Here is a 25,367-nt window from a genome sequence, read left to right as displayed (position 1 = left end):
GACCGGCGCGCCGCGTTAGCGCGTTTCCGGCCCGAGTGCAGGATCAAGGTCGCGCGGCCGCGTAAAGCTTTTGAGCGTGGCGACGCCGGGCCGCGCATCGGCCCAGCGCTCGATCGCCAAGTCCATGACGGCCAGGCTGGCGGTGGGGAATTTGACTTCGACGTCATCGCGCAGGGCGCTTTTGCCGTCGTCGGGCACCAGATCCAGGATCAGTTCCTCAAAGCCGGGATTGTGACCTGACATGAGCGCTGCTTCCGCCGTTTCGGGCAGGTCGCGCACCACGTCGAACAGCGTCGCGGACGAGGCGAGGTAGATGCGCCGGTCCCAGCGCGCCTCCAGCGTTTCGCCATAGCCGGTGAAAAAGGCGTCCAGCGTCTGCACCACACGCTCGGCAGGGGAGGCCACCAGCTGGTCGAAACGCATCCCCTGGCGTGCGGCGAACTTTCCCATTAGCCGCGCGGCCTTTTCACCGCGCTGGTTGAGCGGGCGATCGAAATCGCGCGCTACCGGATCGTCCCAATCGGACTTCGCGTGGCGCAACAGGGTCAGCCGCTTCATTGTCACTCCTGTCGGGGCAAGCCGGATTCGTGCCCCTGATGCCCGATGGCGGGGCGTTCGCCAAGGCTTTCGCTCCGGGCGGATCGACTGACGGCGATGATCGCTTCATCCAGCGTCAGCCGACGCACCGGCGTTCCGGGCGGAAAGGCGGAGAGCAGGCGGCTGGGCATGGCGGCGGACAGGATGACGAAGCTGCCCCGATCCTCGGCCCGGCGGATCAGGCGGCCAAAGGCCTGCGCCAGCCGCGCCCGGATCAGCCGGTCGTCATAGGCGCTACCCCCGCCGGCCAATCGGCGCGCGGCATGCAGCACCGTGGGCTTGGACCATGGCACGCCCTCCATCACCACCAATCGCAACGAATGGCCGGGCACATCGACCCCGTCGCGCAGCGCGTCGGTGCCCAGCAGGGACGCGCGCGGATCGTCGCGGAAAATATCGACCAGTGTCCCTGTGTCCATCGGATCGACATGCTGGGCATAAAGCGGCAGGCCCGCGCGTGCGAGTCGATCGGCGATGCGGGCATGGACCGCGCGCAGCCGACGGATGGCGGTGAACAGGCCCAGCGTCCCGCCGCCGGCCGCCTCGATCAAACGGCCATAGGCGCCCGACAGCGCGGCGATGTCACCTCGCTTGATGTCGGTCACGATCAGCACTTCGGCGCGATCCGGATAGTCGAATGGGCTGCTTGCCTCGAACCGTTGGGCGCCATGGGGCAGATGGATCGCGCCAGCGCGCGCTTCGGCATTGTCCCATTCGCCCCCGCCCTTGAGCGTGGCCGAGGTGATGAGCACGCCCTGCGCGGGCTTCAGCACGGTTTCGGCCAGCGGACGGGTCGGGTCCAGCCAATGGCGGTGGATGCCGATATCATATTCGCGTCCTTCGACCCGATCGACGGTCATCCAGTCGACAAAGTCGGGATCGGCGGGGCCGCCGATCCGCGCCAGCAGCGCCAGCCATGCCGCGATCAGATCCCGGCGCCAGCCCAGCGATGCGATCGCGCCTTCGACTCGCGCCCGCGCCGCGCCATCCAGCCAGTCGGGCGCATCCTCGATCACCGCTTCCAGCCGGCGGGCCAGACGCACCAGCGGCTTGATGAGCGCATCGAGCGCAAGCGCGGCCTCCTGCGCCGCTTCCACCAATGCCCCGTCAGGTTCGGCCAGTTCGGTTTCCAGCCCGTAGCCCGCATCCGCTTCGCCCGCATCGGCGGCGCGGGTGTATACGGTGCCGCGCACCGCCGCGAGCAGCGCCTCCAGCGGGCCGAACGGCTCGCCCGCCACGACGCGTTTCAACCAGTCGTCGGCCGGCAGCGCCTGCGCTGCATCGATCGCGGCGCGGATGGCCTGGCCACCTTCCTCATCATAGCTGGCCAGATCTGACAGACGCGCGGCAAGGCCCCGCCTGCGGCCGCGCGATCCGCCCTCCGGCCCCATGATCCAGCGGCGCAACTCGATCGCTTCCTGCCCGGAAAGGGCAACGGAAAAGGTCGAATCGGCTGCGTCGAACAGATGATGACCTTCGTCGAAGATGATGCGCTGGGGCCGCTGTCCGGTTTCGCGCCCCCGCGCGGCGTTGATCATGACCAGCGCATGATTGGCGATGACGATGTCGGCGTCCGCGCTCGCCCGGGCTGATCGTTCGATGAAGCATTTGCGATAATGGGGGCAGCCGGCATAGATGCACTCGCCGCGCCGGTCGGTGAGCGCGGTGGAGCCATTGCGGCGGAACAGCGTCGGCAGCCAGCCGGGCAGGTCGCCGCCCACCATGTCGCCATCCTTGGTAAAAGCCGCCCAGCGCGCGACCAGTTGCGCCAGGATCGCGGCGCGCCCGGAAAAGCCGCCCTGCAACGCATCCTCCAGATTGAGGAGGCAGAGATAATTTTCACGCCCCTTGCGCACGACCACCCGCCTTGCCGCGAGCGCCGGGTCGGGAAACAGACGCAGGGATTCGCGATCGAGCTGGCGTTGCAGCGCCTTGGTATAGGTCGATACCCATACCGTCCCCTGCGCTTCGCTGGCCCAGAGGGAGGCTGGCGCCAGATAGCCCAAAGTCTTGCCGATGCCCGTGCCCGCTTCGGCCAGCAGCATATTGGGCTGGTCGCGATGGCGTTTGGGGGTGAAGGCATCGCCGGCGGCGGCGGCATAGGCGCGCTGGCCCGGGCGCGGCTCGGCCCCAGCGCCCGTCAGCGCGTCGAGCCGGGCGAGCACCTGATCCTCGTTCAGGCTGATGGTGCGCGGGGCAGGGCGAGGCTGCGCCTCCTCCCACTCCGGCAATTTGGAAAAAAGCCAGCGTTCAGCGTCCTTGGGGCGCGGGATGCGCGGCGCGACCAGCGGCGACCACGGCCAGCGCAAACGGTGCAGCGCCTGCGCCGCGGTCCAGCCGCCCTCTCGCTCCAGCCAGTCCGGCGCGTCCAGACGGTCCAGCAACAGCGTCGCGGCCTGTTGCAGCAAGGCGGGAATGTCGCCCTCCTGCGGCGGCGCTGGCAGTCCCAGCGCTGCCGCCAGCCCCTTGGGCGTGGGCACCAGAAAGCGGGCGGGATGGAGAAAGGCCCATAGCTCCAGCAGATCGAGGCCGTTGAGTTCGGGATAGCCAAGGCGCTGGCCGGTCAGGGGCGCGTTGAGCAGCAGCACCGGCGTTTCGGCCGCGCGAGCGATGGCCTGCCCCTTGGCCAGGCCCATCGTGCGGCCCTCTTCGCGAAGCCAGATGCCGCCATGGCTGGCGTGGAGCGCTGGCAGGGAGGCGGGATCAATCACCCCGCCGGCTTAGAGCAGCGGGAACAAAAGGAAAACCTGTTTCAGCCCATCCGGCGGCCAAAACCAGCACCCTGCACGCGAGGCGGCACAGTCATCGCCTCGGTGCGCGCGGCGCGCGCCAGCATCAGCTTGTCGAACAAGGGGCCTTCGGCCAGTGGATAGGGGAAACGGATGCCCATGCGATCCTCTTCGGACCAGCGCACCAGGCCAAAGGTGATGTGGCCATCAAGATCCAGCTGGCAGGACATTCCCGCAGGCAGGGAACATCCCGACACCTGCGCGCCGCCCTCGCTCAGATCGATCACCACCCCATCCTGATAGTCGAGCACGGTTGTCACGACGACAGGTATCTCAACAGACACGCGTTGATGGCTGCGTTGTATGTGCATATCGCCTCCACTTCACACATCTATAGCATATTGTACATCGATGACGCAAAGCGGCGCGTGCTCCTGTCGGCCTTTGTCATCAAAAGGCGTTTTCTTTCCTTGCCGTCAGGACTAGGGGCTGTGCATCATGACTATCCCCGATCCGCTCCGCTCCGCCGCTCAGGCGTCCAAGGCCTGGCCCTATGAAGAAGCGCGCAAGCTGCTCAAGCGCTATCCGAACGGCGCGCCGGACAAAGGGCATATCCTGTTCGAAACGGGCTATGGCCCATCGGGTCTTCCCCATATCGGCACGTTCAACGAAGTGCTGCGCACGACGATGGTGCGCAACGCCTATCATGCGCTGTCGGATATTCCCACGCGCCTGGTGGCGTTCAGCGACGACATGGACGGGCTGCGCAAGGTGCCCGACAATGTGCCCAACCAGGCGATGCTCAATGCGCATCTGGGCAAGCCGTTGACGCAGGTGCCCGACCCGTTCGAAAAGTTCGAAAGTTTCGCCCATCATAATAATGCGATGCTGCGGGAATTTCTCGACCGCTTCGGTTTCGATTACGAGTTCGTGTCTGCGACCGAACAATATCGCGCCGGTGCCTTCGACGACGCGCTGCGGCAGGTGCTGCGGCGCTATCAGGCAATCATGGACATCATGCTGCCGACGCTGCGCAAGGAACGGCAGGCAACCTATTCGCCCGTCCTGCCGATTTCGCCGAAAAGCGGCATCGTGCTCCAGGTGCCGGTTGAGGTGATCGACGCGGAAGCAGGCCTCGTGCGGTTCGAGGATGATGGCGAGACGATCGAGCAGTCGATCCTGTCGGGCGGCGCCAAGCTGCAATGGAAGGTCGACTGGGCGATGCGCTGGTATGCGCTGGGCGTCGATTATGAAATGGCGGGCAAGGACCTGATCGATTCGGTCACGCAATCGTCCAAGATTTGCCGCGCGCTGGACGGACGCCCGCCCGAAGGCTTCAACTACGAAATGTTCCTGGACGAAAAGGGCGAGAAAATCTCCAAGTCCAAGGGCAACGGCCTCAGTCTCGAACAATGGCTGACCTATGGCCCGCAGGAAAGCCTGGCCTTCTACGCCTATCGCGAGCCGAAAAAGGCGAAGCAGCTGCACATGGGCGTCATTCCGCGCGCGGTGGACGAATATTGGCAGTTCCGCGGCAACTATCCGCGCCAGACCATCGAGCAGCAACTCGGCAATCCGGTGCATCATATCCATGACGGCAAGCTGCCGCAGGGCGAGCTGCCGGTGACGTTCGGCCTGTTGCTGAATCTGGTCGGCGTGATGGGCGATGCGAGCCGCGAACAGGTGTGGGGCTATCTGCAAAATTATGTGCCGGGCGCGAGCGTCGACACCTATCCCGAACTCGACGAGCTGATCGGTCATGCGCTCGCCTATCACCGCGATTTCGTCGCGCCGACGCTCCAGCGCCGCGCGCCGGAGGCGAACGAGGCAGCGGCGCTCAAGCGGCTGGACTTGGAATTGGCGGCGCTGCCGGCCGATGCCAGCGCGGAGGACATCCAGAATATCGTTTATGCCATCGGCAAGGACGAAGCATTCGGATTCGCCGAGCTGCGGGACTGGTTCAAGGCGCTGTATCAGACGCTGCTGGGCGCGGATCAGGGGCCACGCATGGGCAGCTTCATCGCCCTTTATGGCATCGAAAACAGCCGCAAACTGATCGCGGAGGCGCTGGCCGCCTGATCCGGAAAAAATGGGGAACAATGGCCATAAAACGGCGTTTGCCCCTATGGTCCACCCCCCTTTCGGACTGATGATGCGCCTCGCGCGCATTATCGGCCGCGTGCGCCTGGCAACGGGCGGCGCGGCCAAGGGCGGTACACCCTCGTCGGCTGCACGGCACGACAGAAACGGCCCCGTTCCATCTGGAACGGGGCCGCTGCGTCTGCGCCCTCTGGTTTACCAGAAGAAGCCGCGATGCACCTGCATCACCCGTCCGGTGCGGACGTTCACCAGCAGCACATCATTATAGTGGCGGACCCAGCGCAGGTTCGCGCCCGGGCGGGGCAGGCGATAGCGATAGGGGTCGGCGATATAATAGCGCGAGCTATAATAGGCTGGCCGCAACCGTGCGCCGGTGTTCCAGGCGGTATAGCGGAAGGGCGCGCGCCAGTTGCCGCCGCGATAAACGTTGCGGTGGCTGCGGCGATAGTCGCGCCAGTCTTCGCGCACTTCGCGGCGGGCTTCGCGCACTTCGCGGCGTTGTTCGCGCACATCACGGCGATCACCATAGCGCTGCGCCTGCCGTAGATCGCGCTTTTCCTCGCGCAGTTGCCGCTCGCTGCGGCGCGCTTCGCCGTAGGATTGGGCCGAAGCGACACTGGGGGCGACGGTGGCGGCCAGCAGGCCCAATATGATCAGTTTACGCATCTTTGGTCTCCCATTCAGCTTGGCGTCGAACCGATCTTTGGCTTTCCGGTTCCTGCGCCAGTGAAGAGAAATATGGCCCCGCGCATCTGAACGGACCGGGAATGGCGCCGTCAGATTCCAGTCATTTATGTCGCAATTTGTATCAGCCTTTCAGCCCCAGGGACGTTCGCGAAACCATTTGGTGACGACATATTTGGTGCCGCGCTCCACGGGCAGGGCAGCATGCAGGCTGAAGCGATTGGGCGCGCCATCCCGGTCCATATTATTCCAGATCAGGATCATCCCTTCGACCGGTGGGACCATGAATTCGCATTGCGGGAAATGCGTCTCTCCCCCGGCCTCGACAGCGGACAGATAGATCATCGCCGTCCATGTGCGTTGCCCGCCCGTCCCGCGCATCCTTTGCCAATAGTCCGCCGTCGCCGGGAAATAGTCGCAATGGACCTTATATTCCTGGCCGGGGGTATAGCGCTGTCCCTGGAGCGTTTCGCCGTTGATCGCCGGCAATCCGGTCAGCGCGCAGATGCGCTGGGTGATCCGTTCGACCAGCGGATCGCGAGGCGACAGGTTGCCGCTGTGGCTGGTGCGATAGTCCGCGTTGGCGCTGCCGGAAAAAAGCGTCGACGGCTGCGCATTCGCGTCGATCAGGCGGCGCAGTTCGGCGCATTCGTCTGGACTGAGGAAATCCTGCCGCCCGAATATCTCCAGGTGCGGCGTATCGATACGGCTCACCATTGGGTTGCGCTCCAGCCGCGCACGCACGGCATCGCCTATGGCGGCGCGAGCAGGAGAGGCGATGCCGCCGTCATCGGCAGCGTCTGCATCGAAAGAACCGGTCATAGGCCTTCCCTGCCACAGGGAGGACGGCGATGAAAAGACCCCGACGCGTCGCCGCGCCGGGGCCAGGGACTCCTGAAGGCCAGTTCAGGAAGCCGCGAATTCAGGAAACCGGCGCGTCACCAGAAAAAGTCGCGGATGACGTCGACGACATAGCCGTCGCGAACATCGACCAGCAGCGCATCGTCATAATAGCGGATCCAGCGCAGTGTGCCGTAGGCGGGAGGAAGCCGATAGGCATAGGGATCGTTGATCCAATAATTATTGGCGTAGAGCAGGTCGTTCAGGAAAAGCCCGACCGAAAAGGATCGATAGCCATAGCTCCATCCGCGCGGCGCATAATAGCGCCCGACCCGGTAGCGATCGCCATAGCGGTTGCGATAGCTGCGCCAGTCATAGCGGCGGTCCTGACGCCAGCCATTGTCCCAGCGCCGCTGGTTATTCCACCGTGTCCGTTCGTCAAAGCGCCGCACATCGACCCGTTCGCGCCCGCCTGTCCAGCGCCAGTCGCCCGGCCTGGCATCGCGGCGATCATTGCGCCAATCGATCCGGTCGTCGCGCCGGTCGGAACGCCAGTCGCGACGATCATCCTGGCGATCCGCGCGCCTTTCCTGCCGGTCATCCCGACGATCGGCCCGTCGGTCCTGCCGTTCGTTGCGCCAATCCTGCCTGCCATCGCGACGATCGCCGCGCCGGTCATCCATGCCCGGTCGACGTTCGGCGCGCCCGGCCTGCCACTGCTCGCGCCGTTCGCGCGCCTGCTCGACCGCGCGGGCGGCGTTTCCGCGCAGGCGATTGTCGGGTTGCGCCGGCGCCATCTGACGCGGCGGCTGGGCGCGCGGCTGCGTTCCGGCGGCGCGGCCGGCGTCACCGCGCGGCTGGTTCATGCGATTTCCGCGCGACACGGCGGCGCCATCGCCATTGCGCATGCCGCGTTCGCCGCGGGGTGCACGTTCCTGCGCATAGGCCGGCACGATCCCGCCCAGCACAGTCGCGCCCATCAATCCTGCCAGCATGATCTTCTTGAACATGGGTCCAGCACTTTCCTGATACGGGGCACAGCGCCCCTGATGATCAGGTTATAGGCGCATGGTGGTGAGCGATCGCTGAACCTTCATGTCAGCATTGCGAAAGAATCTTGCGACCCAATATGGTCTTTGGGGAAGGTTTTACGTAGGGTGCAAGACTGGTGCGTCAGCGCAGCCACCCCAGGGCTGACCGAAGCTGATGCAGATTAAAGACATTTTCTCCCATCCCTCTTAGGACCACCGAGTGACGAAATCCCCCGATGCCGGCCGCACCCGTCAGGCCCTGCGTGAAGCGACGATGGCGAGCCATGATCGGGTTGATGCGCTGTTTGCGGACTTTTCCCTTGATAACGCTCGGGATTATGCCGATTTTCTAAGCGCGCACAGCCGCGCTTTGTCGGCGCTGGAGCCGGCAGCGCAGCCGAACCAGACGCGTATGCCGTTTCTGGCGCAGGATCTCGCCGCTCTGGGCGTCGCGCCGCCGCAGTCGCTCAGCCTCGAATCCGCGGGGGGCGACGGGTATCGCTGGGGCTTGCTCTATGCGTTGGAAGGGTCGCGCCTTGGCGGCGCCTTCCTCGCCCGCCGGGTCGGCCCGGGGCTCCCCAGCGCCTATCTTTCCGCGACTCATGATAAGGGGGAATGGTTGGCCTTCCAGCGCGCGCTTGACGGCGCTGCTGCGGAAGGCGGCGAAGGCTGGCTGAACGACGCCGTGCAGGGCGCGCTCGCCGCCTTCGCCCTTTTTGCCGCCGGCGCGGCGGCGCAAAAGGCGGTGGCGCATGGCTGAAGGCGATCCCGGCAGCGACGCGACCGACCCCGGTTTCGCCGTCGACCTGAGCAATTGTGATCGCGAGCCGATCCATATTCTGGGTGCGGTGCAGCCGTTCGGCTTTCTCATCGCCCTGACGGCCGACTGGCTGGTGGCACGGGCGTCCGCCAACAGCGCGCAATTTATCGGTCTGTCCCCCGACGATATGCTGGGCCGCCCGGTCGCTGATATTTTCGAAGCAGATGCGATCCACGCGCTGCGCAATCGCATCACGTTGCTGCGCGGTCCTGATTCGGTGGAGCGGCTCTTTTCGCTTCCGCTCATCAAGGATGGCCCCGCCTTCGACGTGGCGGTGCATTTTTCCGGCCCGATGGTGATCGTGGAGGCGGAACCCGCCAGCCATGACGAGATGGAGGCGAGCAGCACGGTTCGCTCCATGGTGTCGCGCCTGGCGCAGGCCGAATCCATGTCCGCCTTCCTGCGCGATGGCGCAAGGCAGGTGCGCGCGCTGACCGGGTTCGACCGCGTGATGGTCTATCGCTTCGCCGATGGCGGCGATGGCGAGGTCGTAGCCGAAGCGTTGCGGCCCGGCATCGAAAGCTTTTTCGGACTCCACTACCCCGCGTCGGACATTCCCTCGCAGGCGCGCGCCCTGTATCTGCGCAACATATTCCGCATCATCGCCGATGTGCAGGCGCAGCCGGTGCCGGTCGTGCCCGCGCTCGACCCCCATGGCGCGGCGCTCGACATGTCGCTGTGTCTCACCCGCGCGGTATCGCCCATCCATATCGAATATCTGCACAACATGGGCGTCGGCGCATCCCTGTCGATCTCGATCATCGTCGGCGGCAAGCTGTGGGGGCTGTTCGCCTGCCACCATTATGAACCGCGATTGCCGACCTTTGCGCAGCGCAGCGCCGCTGAGTTGTTCGGCCAGATATTCTCGATGATGCTCGAAAGCCGCGAGCGGGCGGAAACCGCCCATTATGAAGGCATGGCGCGGCAGGTGGCTGACCGGTTGCTGTCGGCGGTGGCCCAGGATCATGACCTGCTGTCCAACGCGCGCTGGCTGGGCGACATCATGTTCGACACCATTCCCGCCGATGGCGTGGGCGTTTATATTGACGGGCATATCAGCCTGTCTGGGCTGACCCCGGATGAACACGCTTTTGCCGCGATCGTGTCGATGCTCAATCGAACGGCGGCGAGCCAGATATTCACCACGGACAACCTGTCCCAACTGCTGCCCGATGCGGCCCGTCATGCCGACCGGGCGGCGGGGGTGCTGGCCATCCCGATTTCCCGCCGGCCACGCGATTATGTCGTGCTGTTTCGCGCCGAACAGCTGCGCTCCGTGCGGTGGGCGGGCAAGCAGGACAAGCATATCGAATATGGTCCCAACGGCCCGCGCCTGACGCCGCGCAAGAGTTTCGAGGAATGGTCGGAACTGGTCAAAGGCACCGCGCGACCCTTTACGCCCGCCGAACTGCGCGTGGCGGAGGCGATGCGCACCGCCTTGCTGGAAGTCATCCTGCGCCTGTCCGATTCGGCAGACGCGGAACGGCAACGGGCAAACGAGAAGCAGGAATTGCTGATCGCCGAATTGAATCACCGCGTTCGCAACATCCTGTCGCTCATTCGCGGCCTGATCTCCCAGACGCGGGAGAGCGCGCAGTCGGTCGAAGATTTTATTGGCACGCTGGAAAGTCGCGTCCACGCATTGGCCCGCGCGCATGACCAGATTACCGCCGACCGCTGGAGCCCGGCCCGGCTCATCGATCTCATTGAAGTGGAAGCCGGCGCCTATCTGGCCGAGCGCAGCGATCGCGTACGCCTGACCGGCCCCAACGTCCTGCTGACCCCTGCCTGTTTCACGGTATTGGCGCTCGTCATTCATGAAATGCTGACCAACGCCGCCAAATATGGCGCGTTGTCCGATGGCGGCATCGTCGCGATCGAATGGCGGGTGGATGCGGATGGCAGCCTGCTGATCGACTGGACCGAAAGCGGCGGGCCGCCGGTCGTCGCGCCGACCCGGCGCGGTTTCGGCTCCACTGTGATCGAACGGTCCATCCCCTATGATCTGGGCGGCGATGCGGAGATCAATTATCGCCTGGCGGGGATCGAGGCGCATTTCTGCATCCCGTCGCGCCATGTCGTGTCGGTGCTGCCTGACAGCGTGGGACGCGATCGCGTAAAGCCTGCTGCCGCTCCCGTGCCCGGGTTGCTGCGCGACCGCCATGTCCTGCTGGTCGAAGACAATATGATCATCGCCATGGATGGCGAGGACGCCTTGCGCGATCTGGGCGCGGAGGTGTTTACCGCCGCCAGCGTCGGACGCGCGCGCGAAGCGATCGCGCTTCAGCCCGTCGATCTGGCCGTGCTGGATTTCAACCTTGGCCATGAAAACAGCCTGCCCATCGCCGACCTGCTGGCCGAGCGGGGCGTGCCGTTCATCTTTGCCACCGGCTATGGCGACGGGCTGGAACTGCCGCCGCGTTTTCAGCATGTGACGCTGGTCAAGAAACCCTATTCGGGCGCAACGCTGGCGCAGGCGCTGGAGCCGGTGATCGGAAAGCAGGGGTGAGCGAGGCGCAGTCCCGCTGCGCCGGGGCTATGCCATGCTTTACGGCTGCCGCTTTGGCGGGCTGGCGGATCGACCCAGCGCCGGCACGCTGCGCGCCGCTTCCTCCGGCGTGATGCCAGGCGGCGGGGCGGCGGCGATCCGTTCCTCGCCGCGCATGATCCGGCCTGCCCGCTTGATCGCGCCCCGCAGCCGGGGATAGATGCCGCAGCGGCAGATATTGGTGATCGCAGCGTCGATCTGCTCGTCGGTTGGATTGCTGTTTCGCCGCAGCAAAACGGAAGCCGCCATGATGACGCCCGGCACGCAATAGCCGCATTGCGACACATTGTCGGCGGCAAAGGCCTGTTGCAGCGGATGGCCGCGGTCAGGCGACAAGGCTTCTATGGTGGTGACGAAACGCCCTTCGGCGTTGGCGATGCTGAGCTGGCAGGATCGCACCGCTTCCCCGTCGATGTCGACCGTGCAGGCGCCGCAATCGCCCGTGCCGCAGCCATATTTGGTGCCGGTCAGGTTGGACGCGTCGCGCAACGCCCATAATAAGGGCGTGTCGGGGTCCATGCGATATTGGACCGGCCGGTCGTTAACGGTGAATTTGGTCATGCGCCGGTCGGAGCCTCGCTATCATCCTCATCCTCGGCCTGATGGAACAGCACCTCGTTGCGGATGTGGATGGTGCGCGACGCCAGCCGGATTTCCTGGATGAAGGTGGCGAAGGCGGCGGTCTGGAGCAGCATCGCGAAAATGAAGATCAACGCGATCGCCGTGCCCAGGTGCGCGTTGAACAATTCGGCGGCGAACAGCAGCATGACGACCAGACAGATGGCGCAGCCCGATGCGACAGACAGGAAGATCGCGCCGTTGACCACGCTCATCCGCTTGTCGAGCACGCGAATTTCCGCAACCAGCCGGTCATGTTCGCGCCCGCGCGTCACCAGCACGCTCTGTTCCACCTTGCGCGCCCGGTCGATAACCCGCGCCAGCCGCCCGGCGCAGACATTGAGGAACGCGCCCAGCCCCGCCAGCATGAACACCGGCGCGACCGCCAGCTGGATGGTCGCCGCCACCTGGCTGACCTGGGGAAGCAGGATCATGCCGCTCATGCGATCGGCTCCGATACCAAACTCAGGCCGCGCCCTTGGACGATGGCGTGTTGATGCCCATGGATTTGAGATAGGCCTTGATGTTGCGCGCCGCCTGCCGCAGCCGCTGCTCATTTTCGACCATGGCGATGCGGACATAGCCTTCACCGTCCTCGCCATAGCCCACGCCCGGCGCGACCGCGACCTTGGCATGGGTGAGCAATTGCTTGGAAAATTCCAGGCTGCCCATCTCTTTCAGCGCAGGCGGCAAGGGCGCCCAGCAGAACATCGAGGCGCGCGCTGCAGGAATGTCCCATCCGGCGCGGCCGAAGCTTTCCACCAGCACGTCGCGGCGCTTGTGGTAGAGCAGGCGGTTCTTCTCGACGATATCCTGCGGCCCGTTGAGCGCGGCGCAGGCCGCCGCCTGGATGGGGGTGAAGGCGCCATAGTCTAGATAGGATTTCACCCGCGTCATCGCCGCGATCAGCTTGGCATTGCCCACGGCAAAGCCCATGCGCCAGCCGGCCATGGAATATGTCTTGGACAGGGATGTGAACTCGATCGCCACGTCCTTGGCGCCGGGCACCTGCAGGATCGACGGCGTGGGATTGCCGTCATAATAAAGCTCGGAATAGGCGAGGTCGGAGAGTATCCAGACCTTGTTCTCCTTCGCCCAGGCGACCAGCCGCTCGTAAAAGGCAAGGTCGACCGTCTCGGCCGTCGGGTTGGACGGATAGTTGACCACCAGGATCGACGGGCGCGGTACGGTGAAGGCCATGGCCCGGTCAAGCGAGCGGAAATAATTTTCGTCCGGCGTGGTCGGCACCGACCGGATGGTCGCGCCCGCGATGATGAAACCGAAAGTGTGGATCGGGTAGCTGGGGTTCGGGGCCAGCACGACGTCGCCCGGCTCGGTGATCGCGGTGGCAAGGCTTGCCAGCCCCTCCTTCGATCCCATGGTGACGACGACTTCGGTTTCCGGGTCGATGTCCACGCCAAAGCGGCGGCCATAATAATTGGCCTGCGCCTTGCGCAGCCCAGGGATGCCGCGCGACTGGCTATAGCCATGGGCGCTTGGCTTGCGCGCCACTTCGACCAGCTTGTCGATGACATGGTCTGGCGGGGGCAGATCGGGATTGCCCATGCCCAGGTCAATAATATCCTCGCCCGCCGCCCGCGCCGTGGCCCGCATCGCATTGACCTCAGCGATGACATAGGGCGGCAGGCGCTTCATGCGGTAGAATTCTTCGGACATTATTGGGGCTTTCCTGAAAGCATCCTGTAGGGAATAGTGCGTGACGCGCCTCTGGCGTGTCATAATCGGGCTATAACCGGCCGGATAGGGACATGCCAGCGAAAGCCGCGACGCGCGCAATGCCAGGAAGAGGATGGTGGCCATGGAAAAAAGCAACGTCATGGAGCCCCGCCTGCCGACGCTGGAAGAGATGCAGCAATGGACGCAGGTGCTGGGCCGCGCCCAGCAATTGATGCTGGAGCAGGCGGCCGGATCGACCGGCCAGGCGCTGCCGTTCGATCCCGCACTCGTCGCGCGCATCCAGACAAGCTTCGCCGACGAAGGGCTGGCGCTGTGGCAGCGTTTTCTCGATGCCGGCGGCCTGCTGCGCGAGCGGCCCGATCCCGCGCCGGCCACCAGCCCGGCCGCCTCCAGGGACCGGCGCTTTGCCGATCCGGCGTGGACCGAGCATCCCTTCTACGACCTTATCCGCCAGAGCTATCTGCTGCTGTCCGACTATCTGATGAAGATGGCCGATGCGGTCGATGGCGTCGATCCCCGGCAGAAAGCCAAGCTGCGCTTCGCCACTACCGGGCTGCTCGATGCGATGGCCCCCAGCAATTTCCCGCTCACCAATCCGCAGGTGATGCGCAAGACAATCGAAAGCGGCGGCGAAAATCTGCTCACTGGCCTTAAGCATATGCTGGCCGACATGGAGAAGGGGCAACTCACCCACACCGATGGCACGACGTTCGAGCTTGGGCGCAATATCGCGGCGACGCCGGGCAAGGTGATCCATGAAACCCCACTCTACCAGTTGATCCACTACGCGCCCTCGACCCAAGAGGTGCTGGAAACGCCGCTCATCATCTTCCCGCCGTGGATCAACCGCTTCTACATCCTCGACCTGTCGCCGGAAAAAAGCTTCGTCAAATGGGCGGTGGACCAGGGGATCAGCGTCTTCCTCGTCTCGTGGAAATCCGCTGACGCCTCGATGAAGGACCTTATCTGGGACGATTATATCCTGGGCGGCCAGATCGACGCGATCGACACGGTGCGCGATTTGCTGGGCGTGGAGAGCGTCCACACCATCGGCTATTGCGTGGCCGGCACCACATTGGCCGCGACGCTGGCGCTGCTCGCGGCGCGGGGCGAAGCGGACAAGGTGGCGAGCGCGACCTTCTTCACCGCGCAGGTGGATTTCAGCCAGGCCGGCGACCTTGGCCTGTTCGTCGACGATGAGCAGATGAAGTTGGTGGATCAGTTGTCGGCGCAAGGGTTCCTCGATGGGCGCTATATGGCCGCGACCTTCAATTTGCTGCGCGGGCGGGACCTGATCTGGAACTATGTCGTCAACAATTATCTGCTCGGCATGGATTATCCGCCGTTCGACCTGCTTTACTGGAATGGCGACACGACCAATTTGCCGGCCCGCTGGCACAAGGATTATTTGACGCAACTCTATCGCGACAATCTGCTGGTTTCGCCCGGAGCGATCAGCGTCGCGGGCACGCCGATCGACCTGCGCGCCATCCGCACCCCGGCCTATGTCCAGGCCGGCAGGGAGGACCATATCGCGCCGCTAGACAGCGTGTGGAAGCTGACCGAACATTTTGGCGGGCCGGTGCGGTTTTTGCTAGCCGGGTCGGGCCATATCGCGGGCGTGGTCAACCCGCCGGCGGCCGGCAAATATCAATATTGGGCGTGCGAGGAAGCGCAGCCATCCCTGGCGCAGTTTCTGGAACAAGCGAAGGAAACCAAGGGCAGCTGGTGGCCGGACTGGCGTGCATGGCTCGGCGCTATCCATCCGCACATGGCGGCTGTTGAAGGTGCCCGGGTGCCCGGGAAAGGCCGTCTGAAAGCTATCGAAGATGCGCCGGGCCGATATGTAAAGGCCCGGTAGACGCTATGATTCCGTAGCGAAAGTCAGACTTCCAGAAAAATACGACGAACCGTTGGCACATTTTTGCTGCACCGCACAACAGGCCTTGCAACGGCAACCTGATTTCTGTATTGTGCAGTGCAGCAAACGGAGGATGGTCATGGCCGATAGCCCGAAGGGACCGAGGACTACAGCGCGCGCGAAAGCAGGGTCGACCACGATGTCGGCTGCAGAAGCCTTGATGGCGGCCGAAGCCGCCATTGGCGCGGAGCCAGCGCGAAAGAAGCCCGCGCCGCGTAAGGCGGCCAGCGCCAATCCGGTCAAGGAAGCACCGGAAGGGGCGCTCAAGCCGGTTGAGACGAACCCGCAATCGGAACCTGCGCCTAAGCCGGCGGAGCCGCCTGCGCCCCTGCCGCCGCCGCCTGTTCCGGCCGCGCCCGCCTCCAGCATGATCAAGAGCCCGACAGAAATGGCCGCAACCGCCAGCACCCAGCCGCTGCCCCCGATAGAAGGAACCAAGATGATGAACGACGTTATGGAAACCGGAAAGAAGTTCGCCGAAGACGCCAAGGCGAAGTTTGAAACCGCTTATTCAGACTTCAACGACAAGGCCAAGGCCCATGTCGAAAAGTCGACCAAGGCGGTTGAGGAAATGAGCGACATGGCCAAGGGCAATATGGAAGCCATGGTCGAATCCGGCAAGATCGCCGCCAAGGGCATGGAAATGATGGGCCAGGAAGCCGTCGATTTCACCCGCAAGAATTTCGAAAAGGCGACGGCTTCGTTCAAGAGCCTGGCCACCGCCAAGACGCCGACCGAATTTTTCCAGCTGCAGAGCCAGCTGTTTTCCAGCAGCTTCGACGACTTCACCAAGGAAGCCGCGAAGAACAGCGAAGCGATGATGAAGCTGGCCGGCGACGTTGCCCAGCCGCTGACCGCGCGCATGTCGCTGGTCACCGACAAGGTGAAGTCGATCGCCGCCTGATCGGCGCGATCCGCTAAAATCCATTGAGTCACGGGCGTTCTCTTCCGCTGGAAGGGGGCGCCCTTGTCCTTTGGAGGCGGGACGAGCGGCGAACGGCGCCGTCGCCCCCTTGCCATATCAGGGCGAATCGCCATATCCTTGCGCATCATGAACAGTCTCATCACCGCATCATGGCCCGTGAACATGGCGGGCCGGGACCAGGACGATCAGGGCGAAGGCCCCGGCGGTCCCAATGTCGGCATCGCCACCCGCACGCGCACCCGCACCAAAAAGCCGTCGCTCTACAAGGTGCTGATGCTCAACGATGACTACACCCCGATGGAGTTCGTGGTGCATGTCCTGCAAAGCTTCTTTCGCATGGACATGGAGGAAGCCACGCGGGTGATGCTGCACGTCCATCAGCGCGGCGTCGGCATTTGCGGCATCTTCAGCTACGAAGTCGCGGAGACGAAGGTGAACCAGGTGATGGATTTCGCCCGGCAGAACCAGCACCCGCTTCAGTGCACGCTGGAGAAGGCCTGACCATATCCGCTTAGCCACATGGGTCCTGCTCTCGCCGCGGATATTGGCGAGGCCCGTCTGACCCGCAGGTCGACCCTGTTTGCCGTGTCGACTGACAGACCGAGGCGCTCCTCTCTTTTCATGCCTGCCGCGTCCGCCTACACCCGATGGCGTGACCCAGCAGAGCCCAGCAGCCGCCCTCTATGACCTGGCCGTGATTGGCGGCGGGGTGAATGGCTGCGGCATCGCCCGCGATGCGTCGGGCCGGGGCGCGAAGGTGTTGTTGCTGGAGCGAGGCGACCTGGCGCAGGGCACATCCTCCGCGTCCACCAAGCTCATCCATGGCGGGCTGCGCTATCTGGAACATCGCGAATTCGGTTTGGTGCGCGAGGCGCTGGCCGAGCGGGAGCGTCTGTGGCGCATCGCGCCGCATATCATCCATCCGATGCGCTTCGTCCTGCCATGGACGCCGGGGCTGCGCCCACGCTGGCTGCTGCGCCTGGGCTTGTTCGTCTACGATCATCTGGGCGGACGGCGTGCCCTGCCGGCAACGCAGGGCATCGATCTGCGCCGTCATGCAGCCGGCGTGACGCTGAAACCGGGCTTTGCCACCGGCTATTGCTATTCGGATGCCTGGGTCGATGACGCCCGGCTAGTGCTGCTTAACGCGCGCGACGCTGCTGCACACGGTGCATCCGTCCAGACCCGAACGCAGGTTGTCGGGTTGACGCGGGAAGAAGGGCTGTGGGCGATAGACGCGCGTGCGGCCGATGGCGCGGGCCTGCGTTTCCACGCCCGCGCGATCGTCAACGCGACCGGGCCGTCGGTGCTGGCTCTGCCGGGGGGCGGGGAAGGGCTGGCGGGTCGCAGGATGCGGCTGGTGCGCGGATCGCATATCGTGGTGCCACGTCTGTTCGATCACGACTTTGCCTATTTCTTCCAGCTGCCCGATGGCCGGATTTTCTTCGTCATTCCCTATGAGCGTGATTTCACGCTGATCGGCACGACCGACCAGGATCATGACAGCGAAACCGACAGCATCGCGGCGAGCGCGAAGGAAATTGCCTATCTCTGCGATGCCGCCAGCGGCTATTTCGCACGACCAGTGACACCGGACGATGTAGTGTGGAGCTATGCCGGCGTGCGGCCGCTGATCGATGATGGCTCCGACCGGCCGGAAGCGGCGACGCGGGGCTATCGGCTGGAGCTTGACCAGGGCGGGAAGGGGGAAGCCCCGGCCCTGCACGTGCTGGGCGGCAAAATCACCACCTACCGGCATCTGGCCGCCGAGGCGGTCGATATGCTCAAGCCGCACCTTCCCATGTTGCGCGGCGGCGACTGGACAGCGGACGCCCCATTGCCTGGCGGGGATTTTCCCATGACGGGGTTGTCGGCGCTGCTGGACAGGCTGGCGCAGGACTATCCGTTTCTCGATGCCGCCAGTGTCGATCGCATCGGCCGCGCCTATGGCGCCGATGCCTGGACATGGCTGGGGACAGCGCGGGGATGGAGCGATCTGGGTGTCGCTTTCGGCGTCGGCTTCACACAGGCGGAAGCGATCTGGCAGATTGAGCGTGAATGGGCGCGCACCGCCGAGGATATGCTGTGGCGGCGGACGAAGCTGGGCCTGCGCTTCACTCCGGACCAGGTGGCCCGGCTGGACCGCTGGATAAGGGAGGGCCAATGACGGACGCCCGATTGCTGGTGCTGGACGCGGGCACCACTTCCACGCGCGCGATGCTCTACACTCCCGATGGAACGCGCATGGCGACGGCGCAGCGCAACCTTGGCCAGCATTATCCCCGCCCCGGCTGGGTCGAGCAGGACGCCATCGAGATATGGGCGCAAAGCCTGGCCTGCGCGCGCGATATGGTGGCCCAGGCCGGCGGCGCGGACCGGATCGCCGCCATCGGCATCACCAATCAGCGGGAAACCGTCATCGCCTGGGACAAACGCAACGGTCGGCCGCTCGCCCCTGCAATCGTCTGGCAGGACCGTCGCACCGCCGACCAGTGCCGGGCCTTGCGCGACGCGGGCCATGAACCGATGATCCAGGAACGGACCGGGCTAGTCATCGACCCCTATTTTTCCGCGAGCAAGATGCGCTGGCTGATCGACCATGAAACAGCTGTTGCGCAGGCCGGGGATGCGCTGGCGCTGGGCACGGTCGAAAGCTGGCTGGTCTGGAATCTGACCGGCGGCCTGCATATCAGCGACGCCAGCAATGCCAGCCGCACCCAGTTGCTGGCGCTTGATGGCGCAAACTGGGACAGGGGCTTATGCGACCTGTTCGGCGTGCCGGTCGCCGCGTTGCCCGACATTGTCGACAATGAGGGGGATTTCGGCGCGGCCAGCCCCGGCCTGCTGGGCGGCGCGATTCGGATCTGCGGCCTGGCCGGCGATCAGCAATCCGCGACGATCGGGCAGGGGTGCTTGTCGCCCGGCCCGGCGAAGGCGACGCTGGGCACCGGCGCGTTCATCCTGGCGCCGACCGGGACTGTCCTGCCCCGATCGAACAACCGGCTGCTTGGCACGATCCTGCGCCAGCAGGGCGGTCGCCGTCACTATGCCCTGGAAGGGTCGATCTTCGTCGCGGGCAGTCTTATCAAGTGGCTGCGGGACGAACTGGGGCTGATCCGCGCGGCGCAAGAGACCGAGGCGTTGGCCCGTTCCGTTACGGACAATGGCGGCGTATCCCTGCTGCCTGCCTTGTCCGGCCTTGGCGCGCCGCACTGGCGGCCTGAAGCGCGCGGGGTGATCGCCGGGCTGACCCAGGGAACGACCCGTGCGCATATCGTGAGGGCCGCGCTCGAATCCATGGCGCATCAGGTTCATGATCTGGCCGGCGCCTTCGCGGCTGATGGCGCGCCCTGGACGAACTTGCGCATCGATGGGGGCATGAGTGCCAATGACTGGATCGCGCAGGACCTGGCCGACATACTGAACCTCACCGTCGAGCGACCCGCCGATGTCGAAACCACCGCGCGCGGCGCTGCAATGCTGGCGGCCGTGGGTGCAGGACTGCATGCTTCGCTGGACGATGCGGCGGCGGCGATGCCGATCCGGCAGCGTTTCAAACCCCGCATGACCGCGCCGACGCGGGCGGCGCGGCTTGGGAATTGGAACGACATTTTGCGGACCGCGACCGGGGGATCATGAGCGAAAAATTAAGGATGCCGTCCTAAATCCGATCCTACCATGTCGCGCTTCTCTCTTCGTAGCCCGAACTCTCCTTTTGCGCCCGTCATCACAGGCTGCGTCTATTTTGCTGCGGCCAGTTTCACTGTGTCGATTTCGCGCTTCGAAGGGGGGCTGGCTTTCATCTGGATCGCCAACGCGTTCCTGATGGCGGAGCTGTTGACCACCCGCATGTCCTACTGGCCACGCGCGGTATTTGCCTGTGCCCTCGCCAGTGCCGTAGCGACCGCCCTGTTGGGGATCGGTCCTGCCGCCGCTGTGCCAATGGCCTTCATCAACGTCAGCGAATCGCTGATCGTGGCGGCGATCTGCCGCTATTTCCTCAAGGACGATATCGTCACAGGGTCGGTCCGACCGCTGGTTGTCTTCATCCTGGCCCTGTGCGGCGTGGCGGACATTGTCACGGGGCTGGCGGCCGCATCCGTTGCGTCGGCGACTACGCCGGTGGGGTTCAGCGCATCCTGGCTGCAATGGTATGCCGGGCATGCGCTGGGCGGACTGACATGCACCCCGGTCGTCATCCTGTTGCTCCAGGGCGAATGGTCCCGCTGGCTGCGCGATACGCCCAAGGCCGTGAAGATCGAAGCGTTGATCTTGCTCGCCCTGTTCACGCTGGTCACGGTCCATGTCTTCTACTGGGCGCGCTATCCCATGTTGTTCGCGCCCATGCTGCCCTTGGTGCTGATCGCCTTTCGTGTGGGGCATGTCGGGGCGGCCGCCTCTATCGTGATCCTTGCGGTGATAGGCGGGGTGGCGACGATGTCGGACACCGGCCCGCTGATGCTGATCCCACTTTCGACGGGTGAGCGGGTGCTGGCGTTTCAATTCTATCTGGCGCTCAGCTTCCTGTTGTCGATGCCCGTCGCGGCCGAGCTGAACGGGCGTCGTCGCCTGTTCCAGATGTTGCAGGAAAGCGAATCGCGCTTTCGCGCCATCGCCGAACATAGCGGCGACGTCGTGCTCAACGTCAATCTTGCCGGCGTGATAGAATATGCCTCTCCGTCTGCGTTGGAACAGATGGGCTGCGCGCCCGCGCTTCTGGTGGGCCAGGGCGTGACCGATCTGGCCGATGCGCGGGATCGGGAAATGGTGCGCGCGATATGCCAGAGCGCACTGGCGCATCCCGGCAGCGTCCATCAGGCGGAATTTCGCCCGCTGACGGCGCTGAGCGATCTGGACTGTTGCGAGATGGTCAGCCGCGCGGTCGTGGACGAACGCGGCCAGCCGGTTGGTGTCGTCAGCATGATCCGCGACATATCCCGGCACAAGGCGCGTCAGCGCGCCCTGCAACAGGTCGCCGCACGCGACGCGTTGACCGGGGCGGACAGCCGTCGCGCCTTTCTGGACAAGCTGGACGCCGAAATGCTGCGCGCCGCCGACGGCGCGCGGTCCAGCCTGCTGCTGATGGACCTGGATCATTTCAAGTCGGTCAATGATCGTTACGGCCATGGCGGGGGAGATCGCGTACTGACCGGTTTCGTGCAGGCGATCCAGCCCGAACTGCGGGACGGGGACAGCATCGGCCGGCTGGGCGGAGAAGAATTTGCGATCCTGCTGGTCGATTGCGACCGGCGCGCCGCCGCGCAGTTGTGCGACCGGCTGCGCCAGCGGCTTTCGGCACCGATCCGCGTCAACGACAAGGACGATACGATCGCCGTGACGTTCAGCGCCGGACTGGTGCAACTGGATGGCGGATCGACCCGATCGGCGATGCTGGAGGCCGCCGACCGCGCCCTCTATGACGCCAAGCATAGCGGCCGCAACTGCCTGCGTCAGGCCGCCTGACCGGGCGTTTCCAGCCCCGGTAAATTTTCAATGATATGTTGTAACTTGGTTTGAACTGGCCTATGTAGCCGGGACCATGTCGCAAAGCCTTCGCCAAGCCCTTATTTCGGGACGACTGGATCGCCTGGCGATCGCCGTATCGGGCTTGTGCGTCGCTCATTGTTTCGTGACCGCCGTCGTGCTTGGTTTGCTCGCGTCCGCCGGCGGGATTTTCGAAAGTCCGATCTTTCATGAAGCTGGCCTGATGATCGCAATCACACTGGGCGCGATCGCGTTGGGGCATGGTGCGATCGTCCATGGTTTCATGATGCCGGCCGCCGTCGGATCGCTGGGCCTGGGCGTCATGACGGGCGCGCTGACCATGGATCATGGGTTGCAGGAAAGCGTCTACACGCTGATCGGCGTTGGCATATTGGCGCTTGGCCATGATCTCAATCACAGGGCCAGCCACTAGCGCCTGGCCGGCGCTATGCACCGTTGGTTCATCCCTCGCCCGACGTGGTGCGGACGCGATGTTCGCCCTTCACCCAACGCACGGTGCCGGTGCTGGCGCGCATCACCACGCTTTCGGTCGTCAGCTTGCCGCCGGGCAGCCGCTTGACCCCGTCGAGCAGTGATCCGTCGGTCACGCCCGTCGCGGCAAAGATGCAGTCTCCTTTCGCCAGGTCCTTCAGGTCGTAGACCTTGTCGAAATCGGTGATGCCCCATTTGCGGGCGCGGTGCCGCTCATCCTCATTGCGGAAAAGAAGACGGCCCTTGAACTGGCCGCCGACGCAGCGCAGCGCGGCGCAGGCCAGCACGCCCTCGGGCGCGCCGCCCGATCCCATATAGATGTCGATATTGGTTTCCGGGTCGGTCGTCGCGATGACGCCGGCCACGTCGCCATCGGGAATCAGCATGATGCCGCAGCCGATCGCCCGCAGTTCGGTGATCAGCTTTTCATGACGCGGCCGGTCGAGCACGCATACGATGATTTCATGCGGTTCGACGCCCTTGGCCGCCGCCACCGCCGCGACATTGTCGCGGACGGACCGGTCCAGGTCGATGACGCCGTCGGGATAGCCGGGACCCACGGCCAGCTTGTCCATATAGACGTCAGGCGCATTGAGCAGCCCGCCTTCCTCCGCGATGGCCAGCACGGCCAGTGCATTCGGCCCGGCCTTGGCGGTGATGGTGGTGCCCTCCAGCGGGTCTAGCGCAATGTCGATCCGTGGCCCCTTGCCGATCGCGCTGCCGACCTTCTCGCCGATATAGAGCATTGGCGCTTCGTCGCGTTCGCCTTCGCCGATCACGACGGTGCCGTCCATGTAAAGATCGTTGAAGGCCAGCCGCATGGCTTCGACCGCGGCGGCGTCGGCGGCTTTTTCGTCACCGCGCCCGATCAGCCGGGAAGCGGCGATCGCTGCTGCTTCGGTCACGCGGACCATCTCCAGAACCAGCACCCGGTCCAGATTCGCGCCTGCCTGTTCCATCACATCCTCTTTTCTTCTTTGTCGCCCAGCCGATAGGCGGTCGCTGCCGCCTTGTCGAGCATGGCCATCATTCCGCCATGATCGGATGATCCTGTGGTCGCATGCGCCTAGCAGCCCTTTTTTTCACTTTGATGCTGCTGTGGCCGGGCAGGGGGCTGGCGCAGGACGAGCCCGATCCGATGGTGGCCTACCGCGCGAAAACGCAGGTGGTAAAGCCATGCGACCGCAGCGGCGGAGGCATCATAGTGTGCGGCAACCGGGCGGAGCGCAACGCGCGTCAGCGGCTCCCATTGCCGCGCGAGACCGATGCAGACCGCATCCTTCCGGGCGACGCGCCACGCGCTTCGGCCGCGCCGGTGCGGCAGGGGGCGTGCGGCGTGGTCGGCGGGCAAGGCGCGGGCTGCACCGGCGGCCTGTCGGTCTTTCAGGTGGTCGATGTTCTGGGCAAAGCCGCGACCGCGATCGTCGACGCGGACGCTGACTTGGCCCCGCCGCCGCCACTGCCGGATCGTTTCCGGGGCGCAACGCCGCGCTGACCCCGTGCCTAGTCCAAGATGTGCATCACCATCGGCGCTTCGAGCAGGCTGTCCGATCCGCTGAGCCGTTCCAGCGTTTCGCGCACGCACCGTTCCGCGCCCGCATGGGTGACGATCGCCACCAGAACGCCATCTTCCTGATTGGCGCCGCGCTGGATCATGCTCTCGATCGACACGCCCGCGTCGCGCGTCGCCGCCGCGATCTCCGCCAGCACGCCAGGACGGTCCTTGACCCGGAAACGCAGATAGGCGCGGCCCAGGCGCGCGCCGGCGTCAGCCGACTGATGGGGCGTGAGCGCGGCGACCGGCATGGCGAAGGCGTCGCCATATTCGTCCCGCGCCACGTCGATCAGGTCGGCGACGACCGCCGATGCGGTGGGGCCATCGCCAGCCCCGCGTCCCTGGAAGAAGAGCCGGCCGACGAAATTGCCCTCCGCCACGACCGCGTTCAGCGACCCGTCGACATGGGCGAGCGGATGATCGAGCGGCACCAACATGGGATGGACGCGCTGGAACAGGCCGCCGTCAGGCCCATCGACCGGTGCGTTCTGCGCCATGCCGACCAGGCGGATGCGATAGCCCAGCGCCGCAGCTTCCGCGATGTCGGCGGCGATGACATGGCGGATGCCGGTGGTGGCCACCGCATCGAAATCCAATTCGGTGCCGAACGCCAGGCTGGCGAGGATCGACAGCTTGTGCGCGGCGTCCACCCCGTCGATGTCGATGCCGGGATCGGCCTCGGCAAAGCCGAGATCCTGCGCTTCCTTGAGCACATCGGCGAAGCTGCGCCCCTCCTTCTCCATGGTGGTCAGGATGTAATTGCAGGTGCCGTTCAAGATGCCGTAGACACGGCTGATCTCATTGGCCGCCGCGCCTTCGCGCATGCCCTTGATAACCGGGATGCCGCCCGCGACTGCCGCTTCATATTTGAGCGCGATGCCGCCCGTTTCGGCCAGCCGGGCAAGGTCCAGGCCATGATGCGCCAGCATCGCCTTGTTGGCGGTCACGAACGGCTTGCCCGCGTTGAGGCACTGGCGCGCCAGGGTCAGCGCGGGGCCATCCGCGCCGCCGATCAGTTCGACCACCACGTCGACATCGTCGCGTGCCGCCAGCGTGGTCATGTCGTCGACCCACTCATAGGGCGACAGGTCGACGCCGCGATCCTTGTTGCGGTCGCGCGCGGAAATGGCGACGATCTGGATCGGACAGCCGGCGCGGCGGGCGATCAGGTCGCCATTGGTTTCCAGTAACCGGATGACGCCGCCGCCCACCGTGCCGAGACCGACGAGCGCGACGCGCAGCGGGGCATGGCGGTGCAGATTGGTCATGGCGGCGGCTTCCCTTCTAATTCCCAATGCCGCGCTGATAGCCATGTCTGCCCGCCT

General features: G+C 64.9%; 22 protein-coding genes. 11 read left to right on the top strand and 11 right to left on the bottom strand.

What is annotated here, in order from left to right:
* Positions 1 to 15 precede the first annotated feature (15 nt).
* Genes SKA58_RS12380 through SKA58_RS12370 form a run of 3 tightly spaced genes read right to left on the bottom strand, consistent with a single transcriptional unit; the run spans position 16 to position 3,697 of the window.
* Positions 16 to 558, bottom strand: a complete 543-nt coding sequence (locus SKA58_RS12380; RefSeq protein WP_009822784.1) for a SixA phosphatase family protein — start codon at positions 556 to 558, stop codon at positions 16 to 18.
* Positions 559 to 560: 2 nt separating this feature from the next.
* Positions 561 to 3,308 carry an ATP-dependent DNA helicase gene (locus tag SKA58_RS12375; protein ID WP_009822783.1) on the bottom strand — a complete coding sequence of 916 codons (2,748 nt, stop codon included), beginning with the start codon at positions 3,306 to 3,308 and terminating at the stop codon, positions 561 to 563.
* Between the two features lie 41 nt (positions 3,309 to 3,349).
* Positions 3,350 to 3,697, bottom strand: a complete 348-nt coding sequence (locus SKA58_RS12370) for a PilZ domain-containing protein (protein WP_009822782.1) — start codon at positions 3,695 to 3,697, stop codon at positions 3,350 to 3,352.
* Positions 3,698 to 3,824: 127 nt separating this feature from the next.
* On the opposite strand from SKA58_RS12370, the gene SKA58_RS12365 reads away from it, so the two are divergent.
* Positions 3,825 to 5,405: a lysine--tRNA ligase gene (locus tag SKA58_RS12365; RefSeq protein WP_009822781.1), complete on the top strand. Its 1,581-nt coding sequence runs from the start codon at positions 3,825 to 3,827 to the stop codon at positions 5,403 to 5,405.
* A gap of 216 nt (positions 5,406 to 5,621) precedes the next feature.
* Here the strand turns inward: SKA58_RS12365 and SKA58_RS12360 are convergent, their stop codons facing one another.
* The 3 genes from SKA58_RS12360 to SKA58_RS12350 all read right to left on the bottom strand — a co-directional run bounded on the left by SKA58_RS12360 (position 5,622) and on the right by SKA58_RS12350 (position 7,960).
* Positions 5,622 to 6,092 (bottom strand): RcnB family protein, encoded by a 471-nt coding sequence (locus tag SKA58_RS12360; RefSeq protein WP_009822780.1) that lies wholly within the window; start codon positions 6,090 to 6,092, stop codon positions 5,622 to 5,624.
* A 150-nt stretch (positions 6,093 to 6,242) separates the two neighbouring features.
* The gene (locus tag SKA58_RS12355; protein WP_009822779.1) at positions 6,243 to 6,932 is read right to left on the bottom strand and encodes a prolyl hydroxylase family protein; all 690 of its coding nucleotides are present in this window, start codon (positions 6,930 to 6,932) and stop codon (positions 6,243 to 6,245) included.
* A 116-nt stretch (positions 6,933 to 7,048) separates the two neighbouring features.
* Entirely contained in the window at positions 7,049 to 7,960 is a 912-nt protein-coding gene (locus SKA58_RS12350) for an RcnB family protein (RefSeq protein ID WP_009822778.1), read from the bottom strand.
* Between the two features lie 241 nt (positions 7,961 to 8,201).
* Here SKA58_RS12350 and SKA58_RS12345 point away from each other — a divergent pair, with 241 nt between their 5' ends.
* Both SKA58_RS12345 and SKA58_RS12340 read left to right on the top strand, forming a co-directional pair.
* Positions 8,202 to 8,741 carry a biliverdin-producing heme oxygenase gene (locus tag SKA58_RS12345; protein ID WP_009822777.1) on the top strand — a complete coding sequence of 180 codons (540 nt, stop codon included), beginning with the start codon at positions 8,202 to 8,204 and terminating at the stop codon, positions 8,739 to 8,741.
* Entirely contained in the window at positions 8,734 to 11,310 is a 2,577-nt protein-coding gene (locus SKA58_RS12340) for an HWE histidine kinase domain-containing protein (RefSeq protein ID WP_009822776.1), read from the top strand. The genes SKA58_RS12345 and SKA58_RS12340 overlap by 8 nt, the downstream gene beginning before the upstream one ends.
* A 39-nt stretch (positions 11,311 to 11,349) precedes the next feature.
* On the opposite strand, the gene SKA58_RS12335 is transcribed toward SKA58_RS12340, so the two are convergent.
* Genes SKA58_RS12335 through SKA58_RS12325 form a run of 3 tightly spaced genes read right to left on the bottom strand, consistent with a single transcriptional unit; the run spans position 11,350 to position 13,644 of the window.
* Positions 11,350 to 11,910: a (2Fe-2S)-binding protein gene (locus SKA58_RS12335; protein ID WP_009822775.1), complete on the bottom strand. Its 561-nt coding sequence runs from the start codon at positions 11,908 to 11,910 to the stop codon at positions 11,350 to 11,352.
* The gene (locus tag SKA58_RS12330) at positions 11,907 to 12,401 is read right to left on the bottom strand and encodes a DUF2721 domain-containing protein (protein WP_037543543.1); all 495 of its coding nucleotides are present in this window, start codon (positions 12,399 to 12,401) and stop codon (positions 11,907 to 11,909) included. Before SKA58_RS12330 ends, SKA58_RS12335 begins: the two co-directional genes overlap by 4 nt.
* A 31-nt stretch (positions 12,402 to 12,432) precedes the next feature.
* Positions 12,433 to 13,644 (bottom strand): LL-diaminopimelate aminotransferase, encoded by a 1,212-nt coding sequence (locus SKA58_RS12325; protein WP_037543119.1) that lies wholly within the window; start codon positions 13,642 to 13,644, stop codon positions 12,433 to 12,435.
* 142 nt (positions 13,645 to 13,786) lie between these two features.
* Between SKA58_RS12325 and SKA58_RS12320 the strand changes: the two genes are divergently transcribed.
* The 7 genes from SKA58_RS12320 (at position 13,787) to SKA58_RS12290 (ending at position 22,428) form a co-directional block, all read left to right on the top strand.
* Positions 13,787 to 15,526 carry a PHA/PHB synthase family protein gene (locus tag SKA58_RS12320; RefSeq protein WP_009822772.1) on the top strand — a complete coding sequence of 580 codons (1,740 nt, stop codon included), beginning with the start codon at positions 13,787 to 13,789 and terminating at the stop codon, positions 15,524 to 15,526.
* A 139-nt stretch (positions 15,527 to 15,665) separates the two neighbouring features.
* On the top strand, positions 15,666 to 16,490 hold the full coding sequence (locus SKA58_RS12315) for a phasin family protein (protein WP_037543541.1): 825 nt from the start codon (positions 15,666 to 15,668) through the stop codon (positions 16,488 to 16,490).
* A gap of 147 nt (positions 16,491 to 16,637) precedes the next feature.
* Complete coding sequence (clpS, locus tag SKA58_RS12310; RefSeq protein ID WP_009822770.1) at positions 16,638 to 17,012, top strand: ATP-dependent Clp protease adapter ClpS; 375 nt, start codon at positions 16,638 to 16,640, stop codon at positions 17,010 to 17,012.
* Between the two features lie 151 nt (positions 17,013 to 17,163).
* Positions 17,164 to 18,678, top strand: coding sequence for a glycerol-3-phosphate dehydrogenase (locus SKA58_RS12305; protein ID WP_009822769.1), 1,515 nt, complete (start codon positions 17,164 to 17,166; stop codon positions 18,676 to 18,678).
* Complete coding sequence (locus SKA58_RS12300) at positions 18,675 to 20,150, top strand: glycerol kinase (protein WP_009822768.1); 1,476 nt, start codon at positions 18,675 to 18,677, stop codon at positions 20,148 to 20,150. Before SKA58_RS12305 ends, SKA58_RS12300 begins: the two co-directional genes overlap by 4 nt.
* Positions 20,151 to 20,189: 39 nt before the next feature.
* Positions 20,190 to 21,974, top strand: coding sequence for a sensor domain-containing diguanylate cyclase (locus tag SKA58_RS12295; protein WP_037543116.1), 1,785 nt, complete (start codon positions 20,190 to 20,192; stop codon positions 21,972 to 21,974).
* Between the two features lie 76 nt (positions 21,975 to 22,050).
* The gene (locus SKA58_RS12290) at positions 22,051 to 22,428 is read left to right on the top strand and encodes a MerC domain-containing protein (protein WP_009822766.1); all 378 of its coding nucleotides are present in this window, start codon (positions 22,051 to 22,053) and stop codon (positions 22,426 to 22,428) included.
* Between the two features lie 28 nt (positions 22,429 to 22,456).
* On the opposite strand, the gene glpX is transcribed toward SKA58_RS12290, so the two are convergent.
* Entirely contained in the window at positions 22,457 to 23,446 is a 990-nt protein-coding gene (gene glpX / locus SKA58_RS12285; RefSeq protein ID WP_009822765.1) for a class II fructose-bisphosphatase, read from the bottom strand.
* A 131-nt stretch (positions 23,447 to 23,577) separates the two neighbouring features.
* Between glpX and SKA58_RS12280 the strand changes: the two genes are divergently transcribed.
* The gene (locus SKA58_RS12280; RefSeq protein ID WP_009822763.1) at positions 23,578 to 23,982 is read left to right on the top strand and encodes a hypothetical protein; all 405 of its coding nucleotides are present in this window, start codon (positions 23,578 to 23,580) and stop codon (positions 23,980 to 23,982) included.
* An 8-nt stretch (positions 23,983 to 23,990) separates the two neighbouring features.
* Here the strand turns inward: SKA58_RS12280 and SKA58_RS12275 are convergent, their stop codons facing one another.
* Positions 23,991 to 25,310, bottom strand: a complete 1,320-nt coding sequence (locus SKA58_RS12275; protein WP_009822762.1) for a homoserine dehydrogenase — start codon at positions 25,308 to 25,310, stop codon at positions 23,991 to 23,993.
* Between the last annotated feature and the right edge of the window lie 57 nt (positions 25,311 to 25,367).

The organism is Sphingomonas sp. SKA58 (assembly GCF_000153545.1).
GTDB classification, from domain to species: domain Bacteria; phylum Pseudomonadota; class Alphaproteobacteria; order Sphingomonadales; family Sphingomonadaceae; genus Sphingobium; species Sphingobium soli.
Note: the sequence above shows the minus strand (reverse complement) of the source record. Positions and strands in the feature narration are given on the sequence as shown.

What these genes read in the sequence shown, in the direction of transcription:
- SKA58_RS12380 (WP_009822784.1), bottom strand. Translation starts at nt 558, where the DNA reads ATGAAGCGGCTGACCCTGTTGCGCCACGCGAAGTCCGATTGGGACGAT.
- SKA58_RS12370 (WP_009822782.1), bottom strand. Translation starts at nt 3,697, where the DNA reads ATGCACATACAACGCAGCCATCAACGCGTGTCTGTTGAGATACCTGTC.
- SKA58_RS12365 (WP_009822781.1), top strand. Translation starts at nt 3,825, where the DNA reads ATGACTATCCCCGATCCGCTCCGCTCCGCCGCTCAGGCGTCCAAGGCC.
- SKA58_RS12360 (WP_009822780.1), bottom strand. Translation starts at nt 6,092, where the DNA reads ATGCGTAAACTGATCATATTGGGCCTGCTGGCCGCCACCGTCGCCCCC.
- SKA58_RS12355 (WP_009822779.1), bottom strand. Translation starts at nt 6,932, where the DNA reads ATGACCGGTTCTTTCGATGCAGACGCTGCCGATGACGGCGGCATCGCC.
- SKA58_RS12350 (WP_009822778.1), bottom strand. Translation starts at nt 7,960, where the DNA reads ATGTTCAAGAAGATCATGCTGGCAGGATTGATGGGCGCGACTGTGCTG.
- SKA58_RS12340 (WP_009822776.1), top strand. Translation starts at nt 8,734, where the DNA reads ATGGCTGAAGGCGATCCCGGCAGCGACGCGACCGACCCCGGTTTCGCC.
- SKA58_RS12335 (WP_009822775.1), bottom strand. Translation starts at nt 11,910, where the DNA reads ATGACCAAATTCACCGTTAACGACCGGCCGGTCCAATATCGCATGGAC.
- SKA58_RS12330 (WP_037543543.1), bottom strand. Translation starts at nt 12,401, where the DNA reads ATGATCCTGCTTCCCCAGGTCAGCCAGGTGGCGGCGACCATCCAGCTG.
- SKA58_RS12325 (WP_037543119.1), bottom strand. Translation starts at nt 13,644, where the DNA reads ATGTCCGAAGAATTCTACCGCATGAAGCGCCTGCCGCCCTATGTCATC.
- SKA58_RS12320 (WP_009822772.1), top strand. Translation starts at nt 13,787, where the DNA reads ATGGAAAAAAGCAACGTCATGGAGCCCCGCCTGCCGACGCTGGAAGAG.
- SKA58_RS12315 (WP_037543541.1), top strand. Translation starts at nt 15,666, where the DNA reads ATGGCCGATAGCCCGAAGGGACCGAGGACTACAGCGCGCGCGAAAGCA.
- clpS (WP_009822770.1), top strand. Translation starts at nt 16,638, where the DNA reads ATGAACAGTCTCATCACCGCATCATGGCCCGTGAACATGGCGGGCCGG.
- SKA58_RS12300 (WP_009822768.1), top strand. Translation starts at nt 18,675, where the DNA reads ATGACGGACGCCCGATTGCTGGTGCTGGACGCGGGCACCACTTCCACG.
- SKA58_RS12295 (WP_037543116.1), top strand. Translation starts at nt 20,190, where the DNA reads ATGTCGCGCTTCTCTCTTCGTAGCCCGAACTCTCCTTTTGCGCCCGTC.
- SKA58_RS12290 (WP_009822766.1), top strand. Translation starts at nt 22,051, where the DNA reads ATGTCGCAAAGCCTTCGCCAAGCCCTTATTTCGGGACGACTGGATCGC.
- glpX (WP_009822765.1), bottom strand. Translation starts at nt 23,446, where the DNA reads ATGGAACAGGCAGGCGCGAATCTGGACCGGGTGCTGGTTCTGGAGATG.
- SKA58_RS12280 (WP_009822763.1), top strand. Translation starts at nt 23,578, where the DNA reads ATGCTGCTGTGGCCGGGCAGGGGGCTGGCGCAGGACGAGCCCGATCCG.
- SKA58_RS12275 (WP_009822762.1), bottom strand. Translation starts at nt 25,310, where the DNA reads ATGACCAATCTGCACCGCCATGCCCCGCTGCGCGTCGCGCTCGTCGGT.